Source organism: Bradyrhizobium sp. CCBAU 51753, from assembly GCF_015291565.1.
Lineage (GTDB): Bacteria > Pseudomonadota > Alphaproteobacteria > Rhizobiales > Xanthobacteraceae > Bradyrhizobium > Bradyrhizobium ivorense.
This window is the reverse complement of record NZ_CP030037.1, coordinates 5847570-5863704: the sequence shown is the minus strand read 5'-3', so window position 1 is coordinate 5863704 and position 16135 is coordinate 5847570. Positions and strand designations below refer to the sequence as shown.

The following is a 16135-nucleotide window of genomic DNA, read 5'->3' as shown; positions in this document are numbered from 1 at the left end:
ACAGGTTCGATCCCCGCGCAAGGGGACGCGATCGGATTCAGGGAGACGACAATGACGGTACGCTCCATTCTCGATACCAAGGGCCACCAGATCATGAGCGTCGAGCCGAGCGCAAAGCTTTCGGCTGCGGTCAAGCTGCTCGGCGAACGCAAGATCGGCGCGGTGCTGGTGATGGATCAGGGCCGGATAGAAGGCATCCTCTCGGAGCGCGACGTCGTGCGCGTGCTCGGCGAACGCGGCGCCGGCGCGCTGGACGAGCCGGTCAGCGCGGTGATGACGCGGAAGGTCGTGAGCTGCCGCGAGTCCGACACGGTCAGCGGCATCATGGAGATGATGACCACCGGCAAATTCCGCCATCTGCCCGTGGTCGAGGACGGCAAGGTGGTCGGGCTGATCTCGATCGGCGATATCGTCAAGTGGCGCGTGCAGGAATACGAGCTCGAGCAGGAAGCGCTGCGCGACTACATCAAGACGGCCTGATTCTATTTGCCCACGCTGCCGTTGCCGGTCGACGGCGGCACCAGGATATCGATCGCTTCCTCGATCGCGCCGATGGCGCGCTCGGCCGCGCGGATGCCATGCGCGATCAGGTCGTCGGCGCGGTGGAAGTCGAACCAGCCGATCTGGCCGACGCGAGGCGAGATCAGCATGTCCGGCGGATCGCCGGCGAGGCGCGCGCGGGTGATGCGGTCCTGCATGATGTTGAAGGCGTCGACCATGACGCTGGAGATGCCGGGCCGGGTCGCGCTGCCGAAGAACTCGCGCTTGACGGTGCGCTCGGCGGAGAAGAAGCGGCCGAACCGGCGCTTCGGCGGCTCGGGTTCGATCTCGGCATCGGCGGTCACCGCCACCGTCACTTCGGGGGCCGGCGCTGCCGCACCGTGATTGTAGATCGTGGTCGAGTGCGCGAACACGTCGCTCGAGAGATTGGCGGCGATCACGATCTCGGCGCCGAGCGCCCGCGCCGCCGACACCGGCACCGGATTGACCAGCGCGCCGTCGACCAGCCAGCGGTCGCCGATCAGGACCGGCGCGAAGATGCCGGGCAGGGCGTAGGAGGCCCGCATGGCGTCGACCACGCGGCCGTGGGTCAGCCAGATCTCGTGGCCGGTGCGCACTTCGGTCGCGACGCTGGCGAATTTGACCGTCAGGTCCTCGATCAGGATCTGGCCCAGCGCCGCCTCGATCTCGGCGGCGAGCTTGGCGCCGCGGATCAGGCCGGAGCCGTTGAGGCGGATGTCGAGATAGCCGAGCACGCTGCGCGGCTGCAGGCTGCGGGCCCATTGCTCCAGCGTCTCGATATGCCCGGCGGCATAGGCGCCGCCGACCACCGAGCCGATCGAGGTGCCGACGACGACGTTGGGGACGATGCCGTGGGCGAGCAGGGTCTTGATGATGCCGATATGGGCAAAGCCGCGCGCCGCGCCGCCGCCGAGCGCGAGCCCGATCACGGGACGGCGAACCGGTCCCAGTCCTACCTTGTCGGGGCCGTCGGAGCTCTTGTGGCCTCGGCCCATCCAGCTATCCAACACGACAAATCTCCTGCCAGCACGAGCTTAGGCCTCGCAGCGCGGCTTCGCCACACTTGCCCATCTTCATGGTTAGTCCTGAAGGCATGATTCAGGCCACTGACCGCCGTAGGTAGGGATTGTGACTGGACCGCGACGTGGAGCTAACATCCGCTTGATCGGCGGGTTCCTGGCGGGGGACGGCTGCATCCCGGCCGTCACCAAGGCTTGAATTTGCCGCGTTTTCGTTGAAAAGCATGACGATGACTTCCAGGGGCGGCAATGGCATCGGCGGATGCGGGCGGGGCAGACGGCTGCTTCCGCTCATTGCGCTTGCCGCCATGGTACTTGCCCTGATCCCTACTTCCGCATCGGCTCAATGGTTTAGCGACCGGCCACCGCCGGTTCCGCCGGCCTCGGTCCCCGAGGCGCCGTCCGCCCCGGCGCTCAATCTGGCGCCGCCCTCCGGGGCCGGATCCGGACCGACCTTGCCGGGCCCGCTGAGCCAGCCGACCATCGTCCAGCCGTCGATCGCCACGGTCCCGCCGGCGCCGCCGCCGCCCGGCACCCCGACCTCGGCCCAGGCCGTGCTCTCGCTGACGGCGAAATACGGCAAGGACCTGCCCGCGATCAATGGCGGACTGGTGTGGCGGGTGTTCGCCGACAAGCCGGACGAGAACGGCACCTTCAAGCTGATCCGCGAGGACCGCGGGGCGACCCCCAACATCGTGCTGCCGCCGGGCAATTACGTCGTCCATGTCGCGCTCGGTCTGGTCAGCGCGGTGCGCGCCGTCAGCCTGAAGTCGGAGACCGACCGCGAGTCCTTCGTGCTGCCGGCCGGCGGTCTGCGGATCGAGGGCCGGGTCGGCGGCAGCAAGATCCCCGGCAACCAGATCTCGTTTGCGATCTTCAAGGGCAGCCAGTTCGACGGCTCGGACCGCGGCGCGCTGGTGCCCAACGTCGCCGCCGGCGACGTCGCGCTGCTGCCGGAAGGCACCTACTACATCGTCTCCAACTACGGCGACGCCAACTCGGTGGTGCGCTCCGATATCCGCGTCACCGCCGGCAAGCTGACCGACGTCACCGTCACCCATCGCGCCGCCGTCATCACGCTGAAGCTGGTCGGCGAAAAGGGCGGCGAAGCGCTCGCCAACACCGCATGGTCGGTGATCACGCCGGGCGGCGACGTCATCAAGGAATCGATCGGCGCGTTCCCGCGCGTCGTGCTCTCCGAAGGCGAGTATCGCGCCATCGCCAAGAACGAGGGCAAGGTGTTCGAACGGCCCTTCAACGTCGTCAACGGCGTCGACGGCGAGGTCGAGGTCATTGCGCGCTGACAGCGGCAGCCGCTGCATTTCATGCAACTGTCATAGTCGCTAACACCGACTAACCATCACGCAAATTTATGCCGTCATAATCGCTCGTTGCCGCGCGACACTGCGCTTTTTTTACATGGCGTTAAGCGGGGTTGACTTGGATGCCGCGGGGACAAGCGCGGCGCGATCGGGTCGAACCATCGTCGCGCTCTAACTTCTGCCTGAGCATGATCGTCCGAGAAGCTGCTTCGCACTTTTCTGGATCATGCTCTGGCGCTTGCGTGAACGGGGCGTGCCATGGCGATGGCCAACAAGAAATCAGCAAAGACATCGGCCAAATTCAATTCCGAGATGTTCGCTGACGTGCCGGTTCTGCAGCGCAAGTGGCAGGCGGCGGTGCGGCCGGGCGAGAAGCTGCCGCAATATGAAGACGTGATGCTCGGCAGCCTCGGCCGTCTCGCGGATCACATCGTGCTGCTGCGCGACGTCGACGGCGTGCTGCGCGTCTCGCAACCCGGCCGCTACATCCAGACCTGGTTGAACGACGAGCGCTGGGACATTCCGCTCGGCGCGCTGCCGCCGGACTGCGCCACTGCGCTGACCGAAGCCGCGGCGAACGCGCGCCAGAACTGCCGGCCCTATCTCGCCTCGGCGCATTGCGTGCGCGACGGCCTGGTGCGGACCTATGACGTGCTGGCGCTGCCGACGCGCTCGCGCTGGGGCGGCGTGCTGGTCGGCGTCTACGTCAACGAACGCAACGCGCAGTACAATCTCTTGGACACGATCTTCTCCGCCACCGACGAGGGCGTGCTGTCGCTCGCCGCGATCCGCGATGCGCGGGGTGAGCCGGCCGACTTCCAGATCGTCCATCTCAACCAAGGCGCCGCACGGCTGTTGATGCAGCCCGCGACCGAACTGCTGTGGCGCCGGCTCGGCGCCGGCGGCAACCCGCTCGCGGCGCCCGACGTGATCGCCCGGCTGCGCGCATTCGTCGGCGGCGGTCCCGGCGGACAGTTCGAGATCGACAGCGGCGATCGCTGTCTGCGGCTCGGCGTCACCGCGTTCGGCGACATGCTGTCGCTGACGGTCTCCGACGTCACCGCGCTGAAGCAGCGCGAGGTGTCGTTCCGCCTGCTGTTCGAGAACAACCCGATGCCGATGTGGGTGTTCGACGCCGACACCATGGCGTTCCTGAGCGTCAACGACGCTGCCGTGCAGCACTATGGCTACGCCCGCGAAAAATTCCTCGGCATGACGTTGCGCGAGATCTGGCCGGAGGATGAATGGGCGGTGCACAGCGCCGCGCTCCGGCAGATCGGTGACGTCTATCAATCCAGCCGCGACTGGCGGCACGTCCGCGCCGACGGCACCGAGATCCATGTGCTGACCTTCGGGCGCAAGGTGACCTTCGATGGCCGTGACGGCTATCTGGTCGCGGTGGTCGACATCACCGAGCGTCGCGCCGCCGAGGCGCGGATCGCCCACATGGCGCACCATGACGGGCTGACCAACCTGCCGAACCGCGACTTCTACCAGGAGCGCCTCGGCGCGGCGCTGGAGCGCGGCCGCTCCGGCAACAAGCGCGTTGCCGTGATGTGCGTCGACCTCGACCTGTTCAAGAACGTCAACGACTCCTTCGGCCATCCGATGGGCGACCGGCTGCTCAAGCAGGTCGCGGAGCGGCTGCGCGCGGAGGTCCGGGGCGACAACGTGGCCGCCCGGCTCGGCGGCGACGAATTTGCGATCGTGCTCGCGGCCGACGTGTCGCCGAAGGACGCCAGCGCCTTCGCGGAACGGCTGATCGAGGTTCTGAGCGCGCCCTATGACATCGACGGGCTCGAGGTGGTGGTCGGCGCCAGCATCGGGATCGCGCTGTCGCCCGGCGACGGCACCACGTCGGAAGAACTGATGCGCAATGCCGACATGGCGTTGTACCGCGCCAAGTCCGAGGGCGGCGGCACGCATCATTTCTTCGAACCCGAGATGGACCAGCAGGCGCAGAAGCGCCGCGACATGGAGCGCGACCTGCGCGCGGCCTTCTCTAATGGCGAGTTCGAGCTGCACTACCAGCCCCTGGTCGATATCGCGGCCGACCGCATCAGTGGCTTCGAGTCGCTCTTGCGCTGGCGGCACCCGCAGAAGGGTATGGTCTCGCCGGCGGAATTCATCCCGGTCGCGGAAGACATCGGCCTGATCGTGGCGCTCGGCGAATGGGTGCTGCGTGAAGCCTGCGCCGAGGCGATGAAGTGGCCCGCCGACGTCAAGATCGCGGTCAACCTGTCGCCGGTCCAGTTCCGCAGCCGCAACCTGGTCCAGGCCGTGATCTCGGCGCTGGCGCATTCCGGCCTGCCGGCGCGGCGGCTTGAACTGGAGATCACCGAGTCGGTGTTTCTAGCGGAGACCGAGGCCAACCTCGCGATCCTGCATCAGCTGCGCGAGCTCGGCGTCAGCATCTCGATGGATGATTTCGGCACCGGCTATTCCAGCCTGAGCTATCTGCGCAGCTTCCCGTTCGACAAGATCAAGATCGACCGCTCGTTCGTGAAGGACCTGGCGCGGCGCTCCGATTGCGTCGCGATCGTGCGCGCGATCTCCGGCCTCGGCCGCAGCCTCAAGATCACCACGACGGCGGAGGGCGTCGAAACCGTCGACCAGCTCGACTGGCTGCGCGCCGAAGGCTGCAACGAGGTGCAGGGTTTTCTGTTCAGCGCGGCGAAGCCGGGGAGTGAGATCGCGGCGTTGCTGGCCGGCTTTGCCAAGCGCGCATCGAAGGCGGCTTGACGGTTCCCACGCCCGTCATGGCCGGGCTTGACCCGGCCATCCATCTTCTTTTGCAAGAATCTCTTGTCTCGATGGATTGCCGGATCAAGCCCGGCAATGACACCGCAGATGCGGCCCTATCCCCGTCATTGCGAGCGAAGCGAAGCAATCCATCGTGCGGCATGCGCGGAAGCATGGATTGCTTCGTCGCTATCGCTTCTCGCAATGACGGACCGCAATCACCAGCCCGGTAGCCCGGGTGAGCGAAGCGACACCCGGGGGCGAGGGTCCCGCATGTCGCTGCGCTCATGCGGGCTACGATGCTATCCCCGTCATTGCGAGGGAAGCGGAGCAATCCATCGTGCGGCATGTGCGGAAGTATGGATTGCTTCGTCGCTTCAGCGCAAAATTGCTCTGCATTTTGTCGCGAGCTCCTCGCAATGACGGACCGCAATCACCAGCGCGCGTAGCCCGGGTGAGCGGAGCGATACCCGGGGACAGCGGTCCCGCATATCGCGGAGCCTGTCATCGGGCGCGCGTTCGCGACCCGTTGGCTCATGCGGGCTACATTGCTGACGGGATTTGCGGCACGCGCGTGGAAGGCGGCGTAGGCACACTCGTCATGGCCGGGTTGACTCGGTCATCCATCTTCGGAGGGGGCCTTGCTTGATGGATAAGCTCTCGCGCTTATAGCCATTCGCAGCAAGCTACTTGCGTCGCCACGACTCGACCAGGGCCGCTAGCTCGGCATCTAGCGTCTCATCAGCCGCCGCCAGGTCTGCTTCGTATCCGAACCAATAGTTGCCCACCAGCGCGCGGTGCATACAAAACCTTTCGCCGCCGAGCCAGCACTTGACAAGTCGCGTAAGGTCTCCGTTCGAATTCAGGCGCGCGAAGTAATGCTCGACACGAGTAGGTCCGGCGGTTTGCAACGCATAGCGCAAGTCAAACGATTGATAACCGCTACGGTCCGGGCCGGGACTCATTTGAGACCGGTACTTGCGCCATGACTCTAAGACAGGATCAGCAACGTTTTTCTCATTTGGTAGAACACGGACCTGTTGAATAAAGCGACAGTCAATGTCAGTGCGTCCCTTGAGATTGGACAAGCAGAGATCGAAAACGAAGCCAATCTCATTCGGCGTTTCGTGGGGAGGTCTTCCGGGGCTCGAATCCGCGTACCACCAAGGTACGAGGAAGACCTCCGGGCCGATATGGCGCTCGAAATAGTCCGGTCCTGGTTTTACAAAGGATCGAACCACTTGGGTGCCGGCAATTGCCGTACTCCAAATCACAATAACCAACGCGGATGCGGTGGCTCGGAACTTCAGGGCAAGGGCGATCGACGAAGCTACTGCGGCAAAGGCGCCAGCAGCAAGAACGACGTTGGAGGCACCCATATCATAGCTATTCAACGTAACTTGCGGGTGCGCAGGGAAATAGAATGAGCTGAAACCAGCAGCCGCTCTGATAAGAAGGCAAACCGGCACCGACACCACAAAGAAGACCCAGCCGAAGACGACGAATGTCTTGGCGCGATTCCGAAGAATTTCCACAATCTCTACCAGCAGCCAAAAGTTGCGAATAGATCGCCTGCAATCTTAGCAGAAAGCCTTGGCGAATAGCCACTATTGGTGGAGCACTCTCGCGCGGCACATTTCCGCCAGGGGGTCAATTCGATGTTTGGGGAAATGGCTTCGGACGCGCGGCCGGATCGGAAATGACATGGGCTATGCGGCCCTAGAACCGCGTCACTATATCCGGTAGCCTCGTAGCCCGGGTGAGCGGAGCGACACCCGGGGACGGCGGTCCCGCATATCGCTGCGCTCATGCGGGCTTCAATGCGGCGCCTCGACTAAAACCGCGTGACGATATCCGACAGCGCCGGGCGCGGGCGGTCTTCGCTCGGCTTGGTCGGGGTGCCGATGTGGATCAGGCCGGCGAGCTTTTCGTCCGGCTTCAGGCCAAGGCCGTCGAGCACGTCGCGGTCGAAGGCGAACCAGCCGGTCAGCCAGCAGGCGCCATAGCCGAGCGCGGTCGCCGCGGTGACGATGTTCATCGCGCTCGCGCCGGCCGACAATTCCTGCTCCCACGGCGGCACCTTCGGGTGCGGCCTGGTGAACGACACCACGCCGATCACCAGCGGCGCATCGGTCAAGCGCTTCTTCTCGACCTCGATGTCGGCCGCCGGCGCGCCGGGATTTTTTCGCGCGAACACCTTTGCAATGACGTCGCCGGCCCGTGCGCGGGCGTCGCCCTCGAACACGATGAAGCGCCACGGCGCGAGCTTGCCGTGGTCGGGCACCCGCGCGCCGATCGTCAAGATGGTCTCGAGCTCGGCCGCCGACGGGCCGGGGGAGGTCATCTCGCGCGGTTTCATCGAGCGGCGGGTCTTCAGAAGTTCAATGGCGTCGGGCACGGAAATGTCCTCAGGGAATGGTGGCCGTGCCCTCGAGATAGGGGCACGGCCGGGCCGGTGAAAGCCTTCTTTAGACCGATTGTGAGGATCAGGCGGCCGCGCGCACCCGCTTCACGTCCGGTGGCGTCGCCTCATCCACCAGCGCGGCGAGCGCCTCCTCGGTCGGCATCACGGTCTGCCGCTCGCTGCCGAGCCGGCGGACAGAGACCGAATGCGTCTCGGCCTCCTTCTTGCCGACGACGAGCAGGGCCGGGATCTTGGCTAGCGAATGCTCGCGGACCTTGTAGTTGATCTTCTCGTTGCGCAGGTCGATCTCGACCCGTAGGCCGGCCCGCCGCGCGGCGGCGGCCACCACCTTGGCGTACTCGTCGCCCTCGGAGGTGATGGTGGTGACGACGACTTGCGTCGGCGCCAGCCAGAGCGGGAAGTTGCCGGCGTAGTGCTCGATCAAAATGCCGATGAAGCGCTCCATCGAGCCGCAGATCGCGCGGTGCACCATGACAGGCACCTTCTTCGAGCCGTCATGGTCGATATAGAACGCGCCAAAACGCTCCGGCAGGTTGAAGTCGACCTGGGTGGTGCCGCACTGCCAGTCACGGCCGATGGCGTCGCGCAGCACATATTCGAACTTCGGCCCGTAGAACGCGCCTTCGCCCGGATTGATCTCGGTCTTGATGCGGTTGCTGCCGCTGGCCTTGATCTCCGCCAGCACCGTCGCCATCACGCGCTCGGCGTGATCCCACATCTCGTCGGTGCCGACCCGCTTCTCCGGCCGCGTCGACAGTTTTACGGTGAGCTCGCCCTCGAAGCCGAAATCGGCGTAGGTCGACAGGATCAGATCGTTGATCTTGAGGCACTCGTCGGCGAGCTGCTGCTCGGTGCAGAACACATGCGCGTCGTCCTGGGTGAAGCCACGCACGCGCATCAGCCCGTGCATCGCGCCCGACGCCTCGTAGCGGTGCACGACGCCGAACTCGGCGAGCCGCAGCGGCAGGTCGCGGTAGCTCTTCAGGCCGTGCTTGAAGATCTGCACGTGGCCCGGGCAGTTCATCGGCTTCAATGCGAACCAGCGCTTGTCCTCGGCCTCGTCGCCGGCGGACTGCGCGGCGAACATGTTCTCGCGGTACCAGTCCCAGTGGCCCGAGGTCTCCCACAGCACCTTGTCGAGGATCTGCGGCGCGTTGACCTCGTCATAGTCGCCGGTCAACCGCCGCCGCATATAGGCGATCAGCTGCTGGAAGATGGTCCAGCCCTTCGGGTGCCAGAACACCACGCCCGGGCCTTCCTCCTGGAAATGGAACAGGTCGAGCTCGCGGCCGAGCTTGCGGTGGTCGCGCTTCTCGGCCTCCTCGATCTGCTTGAGATAGGCGTCGAGGTCCTCCTGCTTGGCGAAGGCCGTGCCGTAGATCCGGGTCAGCATCGGGTTGTTGGAGTCGCCGCGCCAATAGGCGCCCGCGACCTTCATCAGGCGGAAGGCGTTGCCGACCTTGCCGGTCGAGGTCATGTGCGGGCCGCGGCACAGATCGAACCAGTCGCCCTGGAAGTAGATCTTGATCGGCTCGTCGCCGGGAATGGCGTCGACCAGCTCGACCTTGAAGGCCTCGCCCTTGTCGCGGAACACCTGCTTGGTCTTCTCGCGATCCCAGACCTCTTTGGTGAACGGCGTGTCGCGCGCGATGATCTCACGCATCCGCTTCTCGATCGCGGCAAAATCCTCCGGGGTGAACGGCTCGTTGCGGAAGAAGTCGTAATAGAAGCCGTTCTCGATCACCGGGCCGATCGTCACTTGCGTGCCCGGCCACAGCGACTGCACGGCCTCCGCCAGCACATGCGCGGCGTCGTGCCGGATCAGCTCGAGCGCGCGCGGATGCTCGCGGTTGATCAGCTCGATCTTGGCGTCCTGCTCGATCGGATCGTTGAGATCGGCGAGCACACCGTCCAGCGCCATCGCGACGGTGCGCTTGGCGAGCGAGGGCGAGATGCCCTTGGCGATGTCGAGGCCGGTGGTTCCGCGGGCGAATTCGCGCGTCGCCCCATCCGGAAAGGTGAGGGCGATCTTGTGCACGGGTTCTGCGGGCTTGAGGTTGGAGAGGCTGTACTGGAATCCGGACTCGGATTTGGGCGTATCGGGCATCAAGGGCTCCTGTGGCTCACTCCTGCGAACGAACGCAGGTAAGCGGAAAGCAGCGGTATAGCAGGGGATTCGACGCCTGCAATCCGGCAATATCAAGAAATTCGGCCTGCGCCGGCGGCTGCATCGCATGCGACCTGCCGTTGCGGCTGCGCCGCGCATCGTCTAACGTCCGGCCGCCATTTTCCGCGGTGTGCGATCAGCAAATTTCATGTTTGGCCGTCTCCTGTTTGTCGTGGGTTTGCTGTCGATCTCGCCCGCGTTGCGGGCGCAGGAGACGCCTGCCGAGAAGGTCGAATTTGCCCCGAAGCTGACGATCTACCTCGCCAAGGGCGCTGCGAACGCCTGCGGCGCCGGCTGCGATCGCTGGATCGCAATCGAAGGCGAGATCGATCGCGGCGCCGCGGCGCGGATCCGCAGCTTCCTCGCCAAGGTCAAGGACACGCAACGGCCGATCTATCTCTATTCGCCGGGCGGCAATGTCGAGCAGTCCTACGCCATCGCGCGGCTGCTCCGCGCCCGCAAGGCGATCGCCCGGGTCGGCCGGACTATTGTGGGCGCCTGCGCCACGGGCACGCAGGTCGACGCCAAATGCCTGACGATCAAGAATGCCGTCGGCGAGGTCGAGGCCGAGCTCACCACCCGCAACGCGCTGTGCAACTCGGCCTGCGGCTATCTGTTCCTCGGCGCCACCAGCCGCGAGGTGGCGCCGGATGCCGTCATTGCCGTGCATAATTCGAGGCTGACCTTCACGGTGCACGGACATCCGCCGCCGGAGATCGTGGCGGCGTACCGGCAGCGTCAGCTCGTGACCGCCGATCGCGATCGCGCCGCCTTCGTCGCGGCGATGGGGATCAAGCGCGAGCTCAACGATCTGATCAAGACCGTGAAGTTCGAGAGCATGCACGTGCTGACGCGGCCCGAGCTCTATCGCTTCGGGATCGACACAAGGCCGCTGCCGGAGACGATGTGGACGCTGGAAAAGGTCGCGCGGCCCTATGTGCGCAAGATCGCGCTGGAGAAGCGCGGCGACGGCGCCGCGTTCCGGATGCTGGAGTGGCGGCTGTTCTGCGAGACCAGGGAGCGCGCGCGGCTGATGTTCGTGCGCGAGTTCGACGAGGGCACAGCCGGCAAGAGCACGGTGGCGATGACGGCCGGCACCGGCAAGGCCGTGGCGTTCGGCAGACTGGCGGTGCGGCTCGGCAAATACGAGGTGTGGAGCGATGCGGTGACGCCGGACACCGTCAAGGCGATGCTGGCGGAGCCTCATCTGCAGGTCGACGAAAGCACGCAAGGTTCCGACGGCAAGCCGAATCCGGCGACGTTCGACATCGACACCACCGGTCTCGAGCCTGCGTGGACGCAACTGATGACGTCGTGCCCGGCGGCGCCGGCCGCCGCAAAGCCCTCGACCGCGTCGCCGGCGGCGGCGCCGCCGAGCGCCATTGCAACGCCCTCGAGCGCCAGCGCCGCGCCATCCGGCGGCCGCGCCGCGCCGGGAGAAACGCCGTCGCCGTGAGCGCAAGGGGAGCGCAAAGGGGAGCGCAAGGGGCGCGATCCGGCCAGCGGCCATGCATTTAGATGCAGTTGCATTGAACTTGCGGTCTGCTACCAACGCCGGGTGAAACGCTTCGCTCCCACCGCCTTGATGCTCGGCAACATCGTCACCGGTTGCTCGGTGATGGCGCCGGCGGGCATGCTCGCGGAACTGTCCGGCGGCCTCGGCATAACCATCCACGCCGCGGGCCTTTTGATCACCTTCGGCGCGATCGTGCTGTGCGTCGGATCGCCGGTGACGGCGTGGCTGACCAGCCGGATCGAGCGGCGCACGCTGCTCACGGTGACGCTGCTGGTGCTGGCGCTGACCAACGCGGCCTCCGCCGTCGCGCCCGACTACGCCAGCCTCTTGATCATCCGCCTGGTGATGCTCGCGATCGGCGTGCTCTACACGCCGCAGGCGGCGGGCACCGCGGCGTTGATCGTGCCGGTGGAGAAGCGCGGCAGCACCATCGCCTACATCTTTCTCGGCTGGTCGCTCGCCGCAGCGGTCGGGCTGCCGCTGATCACCTTCATCGCCAGCCGATACGGATTCCGCGCGGCGTATGGCGCGATCGCGCTGACCGGCTTCGTCAGCGTCGCGCTGCTGTGGTGGCGGTTGCCGGGCGGCTTGCAGGGCGTGCCGGTCGACTTGCGGACCTGGCTCGATCTCGGCCGCAACCGGATGATCGTCCTGCTGCTGGCGATCACGACGCTGCAGATGTCCGGCCAGTTCGTGGTATTCACTTTCATGGGGCCGCTGCTCGCCAAGCTCACCGGCGCGAGCTCTGACGCCATCGGCATCGTGTTCGCGCTCTACGGCATCTGCGGCTTCGTCGGCATCATGATCGCAACGCGGATCGTCGACACCTGGGGCGCCTGGAGGACCTCGGTGCTGTTCACCGGATTGCTGCTGGCCGGTGTTGCCGGCTGGGCCGTGAGCGCCGGCGTGTATGGGCTGATGGCGGTCTCCGTCGCGCTGTGGGGGCTCGGCTTTGCGTCGACCAATTCGATGCAGCAGGTGCGCCTCGTCGCAGCAGCGCCGCCGTTTGCGTCGGCGTCGGTCTCGCTCAACACCTCGGTGCTCTATGTCGGCCAAGCCATCGGCTCGGCGATCGGAGGCTTGCTGTTCGCGCGCGAGTGGCTGCACAGCGCGGGCTACGTCGCAGCCGCTTTCGTTGCCGTGGCCCTGACGATCGTGATCATCACGCGGCCGCGCCGCACCGCGCGTGCCGTCGCGGCCGAATAAATTAATCGGCGATCCGCGTCATCACCGCCTTGAAGTTTACGCCGGGCATCTGCAGCGCCTCGCCCTCGAAGTCGACCATGTCGCCGTTCCCCAAAAAATCGTCGTCCCAATATCAGCACCCGATGGTGCACACGCGAGGCAAACAGTGCCGCGCATTGCAAATCGTTCGATCATCAACACAGCAATTTTTGTGCAACCCCGAGGCAGCGTCCGCGGGCGCGGAATGCGCGATCAGCGGCTCGCCGCTGCAGGGGCGCTCGCCAGCCGCGTCAGCGCCGGCGTTGCCGCCATTTTGGTCAGCACTTCCTTGATCGGCAGCTCGGTCCAGGCCTGCGTCACGTAGCTGCGATGGGTGATGCCGTCGCGCGTCTGCACGAACACCACGCTACCGGGATGCAGCGGACCCTGCATGCTCTCGCTGACCGTGATGCCCTTGTCGCGCAGCATCGACATCAGCTCGCGGTCGCGCTGCTTGGTGTAGCGCGTATAGGACGAGATGAAGAAGCCGGTGCGGTTCTTCTCGATCCAGGAAGCGAACTTGTCGAGCTCGCCATAGACGGCGTCGAGCAGCACCACGCCGCGGACCCGATCGGTGGCGCCGCCGACCGCGAGACTCCAGGCGGTCGGCAGGAAGCCGCCGCTGTAGCCGACGATCACGACCGGCATGTTGGAAAACGCCTGCGCGGATTTGGGATCGCCATAGAGGCGGGCGAGGTGGGTGGCAGATTCGTCGAGGAAGCGCTTGAGGCCGCCCGCCTGCCAGAACTTGCCGGCGCTGGAGTCGGCGGCATCGACCGCCATTTGCGGCGCGAGCAGCACGGCGTTGAGCCCGGACTCGGTGATCTGCTGAGGCACCAGCTGGCGGTCGCGCACGTCGCGCTCCAGCGTCGCGCCGTTGCCGTGGAAGAACACCACGATCACGCCCGGCTTGCTGGCGTCAAAACTTTCCGGCACGTGCACCAGCACGCGGCTGTCGTTGTAGGTCTCGTTCTGCCAGTAGACGCGGCCGGAGAGGCTGCGGTGGCCGCGGCGCTCGCCCTTGCCGACGTTGAGGAACGGGACGTCGTTGCGCGGATTGTTGCCGAAATACGGGAAGGCGGAGGATTTCATGCTGACCAGCGTGGTCAGTTCGTCGCGCTCGGTGGTGCGCGGCAGCGGCAGGGTCGGCGAGATCGAGGCGAGGCGGACCGGCGAGGGCGCGGCCTTCGGCTGCGTCGGCGCAGCCGGGGCCGGCGCGAGCGCGACGGTCCGCTGGTACGGCGCAAAACTTTCCTTGTCGGTCGGAAAGCGATCGCTGAATTGCGGTGCCGGGAAGCGATCCTCGAAGCTGTCGCCGCCGGTCACTCCGGTCGCTTGGGAATTGGCCGCGACCATCTCGGCGTTCGGCGCCTTGCCGCAGTGGGCGAGCGGCAGCGCAAGCGGGAGCAGGATCGCGGCTGCGAGGATCCGGTGCGACCGCGCAAATCGTGGCGCGCAGGGTGCCATCACCCTGCGCGCACGATCATCGCCGTCGAATTTCGGTTGCGCCCCGACCATCCACCCGTTGCCTTGACCCCACCGGCAAACGACGCATTTGAGCTTGTCGGTGTTGAGGTCACGTTAAGCTTCCGGAAGCTTTCCCCACATCCGGAAGGCATTATGAAACCATCCAATCGTGTCTTGATTGTGGGAGGGCTGTCCCGTTTTGCGATCCAGGCCCTTGTCAGACTCGGTGGCCTATCGGATTGTGGTATTTTGGCACCTCTCAGGGTTACGATTTAAACCATTGTTAACACTGCTTGAATTGCGCGGCGCGAGCCTGCACCATGGGCGCTCCGGCGCGCGGCGGCTTGAGGGGACGGTCGATGGCGGCATCACACACCGAAAGCGCGGCGCTGCGCGGCCCGTTTCCCGGCACCGGCTCGACCGTTTCGGTCCTGACCGCGACCGCCATCGTCGTCGCCGACATGGTCGGCGTCGGCGTCTTCACCAGCCTCGGCTTTCAGGTCAAGGACATCCCCTCCGGCTTCTCGATCCTGCTGCTGTGGACGGTCGGCGGCATCGTCGCGCTGTGCGGCGTGTTCTCCTATGGCGAGCTCGGCGCGATGTTCCCGCGCTCCAGCGGCGAGTACAATTTCCTCGGCCGCGCCTATCATCCGGCGTTCGGCTTCGTCGCCGGCTGGGTTTCGGCGACGGTCGGCTTTGCCGCACCGGTCGCGCTGGCGGCGATGGCGTTCGGCGAGTATGGCCGCGCGATCCTTCCCGATGCGCCGCCGCTGCTGCTCGCGATCGGTGTGGTGTGGCTGGTCTCGATCGTCCAGCTCACCGGCGTGAAGCACTCCTCGACCTTCCAGCTGATCGCGACGGTCCTCAAGGTGGTGCTGATCGTCGGCTTCCTGGTCACCGGCTTCGTGATCGCAACGCCGCAGCCGACCTCGTTCGCGCCGACATCGGCCGCGCTCGGCCAGGTCTTGAGCGCGCCGTTCGCGATCAGCCTGGTGTTCGTGATGTATTCGTTCTCGGGTTGGAATGCCGCGACCTACATCATCGGCGAGATGCGGATGCCGGAACGCAATCTGCCGCGCGCGATGCTGACGGGCACGCTGATCGTGCTGGTGCTCTACGTGGCGCTCAACGCGGTGTTCCTGCACACCGCGCCGATCGACAAGCTCGCCGGCCAGCTCGACGTGGCCCGCATCTCCGGCAGCTACATCTTCGGCGAGGTCGGCGGCCGCATCGTCGGCGCGATGATCTGCGTCGGGCTGATCTCCTCGATCTCCGCGATGATGTGGATCGGCCCGCGCGTGATGATGACGATGGGCGAGGACATCCCGGCGCTACGGCTGTTCGCGCGGCGCTCGAGCCGCGGCGCGCCGGTCCCTGCGATCCTGTTTCAGCTTGCGGTGGCCAGCGTGATGCTGCTCACACGCAGCTTCGAGGCGGTGCTCGATTTCATCCAGTTCGCGCTGCTGTTCTGCTCGTTCTTTGCGGTCGCAGGCGTGATCAAGCTGCGCATCACCCATCCCGACCTGCCGCGTCCGTACCGGGCCTGGGGATACCCGATCACGCCGCTGGTTTTCCTGCTCGTGACCGCCTTCATGATGTACTATCTTCTGACGCAACGCCCGCTGCAGTCGGCGCTTGGTACCTTGATCATGGTTTCCGGCCTTGTGATCTACGCGATCTTCCGCAAGCGGCCCGATCATCCCAGAAGCGAACGCCCGGGTAGTGAATGAC

Annotated in this window: 11 protein-coding genes; 6 read left to right on the top strand and 5 right to left on the bottom strand. The window is 65.7% G+C overall.

Annotated features, from left to right (window positions below; genetic code table 11):
- Positions 1-51: 51 nt before the first annotated feature.
- A complete protein-coding gene (locus XH93_RS26785) occupies positions 52-480 on the top strand; it encodes a CBS domain-containing protein (protein WP_139484558.1) in 429 nt (142 codons plus the stop codon).
- 2 nt (positions 481-482) lie between these two features.
- Here XH93_RS26785 and XH93_RS26780 read toward each other — a convergent pair whose 3' ends face one another.
- Positions 483-1532 carry a patatin-like phospholipase family protein gene (locus XH93_RS26780; protein ID WP_194469786.1) on the bottom strand — a complete coding sequence of 350 codons (1050 nt, stop codon included), beginning with the start codon at positions 1530-1532 and terminating at the stop codon, positions 483-485.
- Between the two features lie 233 nt (positions 1533-1765).
- Between XH93_RS26780 and XH93_RS26775 the strand changes: the two genes are divergently transcribed.
- Both XH93_RS26775 and XH93_RS26770 read left to right on the top strand, forming a co-directional pair.
- Positions 1766-2845 carry a hypothetical protein gene (locus XH93_RS26775; RefSeq protein ID WP_194469785.1) on the top strand — a complete coding sequence of 360 codons (1080 nt, stop codon included), beginning with the start codon at positions 1766-1768 and terminating at the stop codon, positions 2843-2845.
- A gap of 276 nt (positions 2846-3121) precedes the next feature.
- Positions 3122-5605, top strand: coding sequence for a bifunctional diguanylate cyclase/phosphodiesterase (locus XH93_RS26770; protein WP_194469784.1), 2484 nt, complete (start codon positions 3122-3124; stop codon positions 5603-5605).
- 686 nt (positions 5606-6291) lie between these two features.
- Here the strand turns inward: XH93_RS26770 and XH93_RS26765 are convergent.
- From XH93_RS26765 to thrS, 3 genes are all read right to left on the bottom strand, one after another.
- Positions 6292-7140 (bottom strand): hypothetical protein, encoded by an 849-nt coding sequence (locus tag XH93_RS26765; RefSeq protein ID WP_194469783.1) that lies wholly within the window; start codon positions 7138-7140, stop codon positions 6292-6294.
- A gap of 299 nt (positions 7141-7439) precedes the next feature.
- Positions 7440-8003, bottom strand: coding sequence for a nitroreductase (locus XH93_RS26760; RefSeq protein ID WP_139484565.1), 564 nt, complete (start codon positions 8001-8003; stop codon positions 7440-7442).
- An 88-nt stretch (positions 8004-8091) separates the two neighbouring features.
- Entirely contained in the window at positions 8092-10137 is a 2046-nt protein-coding gene (thrS, locus tag XH93_RS26755) for a threonine--tRNA ligase (protein ID WP_194469782.1), read from the bottom strand.
- A gap of 208 nt (positions 10138-10345) precedes the next feature.
- Between thrS and XH93_RS26750 the strand changes: the two genes are divergently transcribed.
- Positions 10346-11653 carry a hypothetical protein gene (locus XH93_RS26750; protein WP_194469781.1) on the top strand — a complete coding sequence of 436 codons (1308 nt, stop codon included), beginning with the start codon at positions 10346-10348 and terminating at the stop codon, positions 11651-11653.
- A 129-nt stretch (positions 11654-11782) separates the two neighbouring features.
- Complete coding sequence (locus XH93_RS26745) at positions 11783-12919, top strand: MFS transporter (RefSeq protein WP_194475345.1); 1137 nt, start codon at positions 11783-11785, stop codon at positions 12917-12919.
- A gap of 231 nt (positions 12920-13150) precedes the next feature.
- Here XH93_RS26745 and XH93_RS26740 read toward each other — a convergent pair whose 3' ends face one another.
- Positions 13151-14455 carry an alpha/beta hydrolase gene (locus XH93_RS26740; RefSeq protein WP_371814793.1) on the bottom strand — a complete coding sequence of 435 codons (1305 nt, stop codon included), beginning with the start codon at positions 14453-14455 and terminating at the stop codon, positions 13151-13153.
- A gap of 308 nt (positions 14456-14763) precedes the next feature.
- Here XH93_RS26740 and XH93_RS26735 point away from each other — a divergent pair, with 308 nt between their 5' ends.
- Positions 14764-16134, top strand: coding sequence for an APC family permease (locus XH93_RS26735; protein ID WP_194469780.1), 1371 nt, complete (start codon positions 14764-14766; stop codon positions 16132-16134).
- Position 16135 lies beyond the last annotated feature (1 nt).

Excerpts from the sequence above, each read along its gene's own strand:
- XH93_RS26770 (WP_194469784.1), top strand. The coding sequence starts at position 3,122 with ATGGCGATGGCCAACAAGAAATCAGCAAAGACATCGGCCAAATTCAAT.
- XH93_RS26775 (WP_194469785.1), top strand. The coding sequence starts at position 1,766 with ATGACGATGACTTCCAGGGGCGGCAATGGCATCGGCGGATGCGGGCGG.
- XH93_RS26785 (WP_139484558.1), top strand. The coding sequence starts at position 52 with ATGACGGTACGCTCCATTCTCGATACCAAGGGCCACCAGATCATGAGC.
- XH93_RS26745 (WP_194475345.1), top strand. The coding sequence starts at position 11,783 with ATGCTCGGCAACATCGTCACCGGTTGCTCGGTGATGGCGCCGGCGGGC.
- XH93_RS26740 (WP_371814793.1), bottom strand. The coding sequence starts at position 14,455 with ATGGTCGGGGCGCAACCGAAATTCGACGGCGATGATCGTGCGCGCAGG.
- thrS (WP_194469782.1), bottom strand. The coding sequence starts at position 10,137 with ATGCCCGATACGCCCAAATCCGAGTCCGGATTCCAGTACAGCCTCTCC.
- XH93_RS26735 (WP_194469780.1), top strand. The coding sequence starts at position 14,764 with ATGGCGGCATCACACACCGAAAGCGCGGCGCTGCGCGGCCCGTTTCCC.
- XH93_RS26750 (WP_194469781.1), top strand. The coding sequence starts at position 10,346 with ATGTTTGGCCGTCTCCTGTTTGTCGTGGGTTTGCTGTCGATCTCGCCC.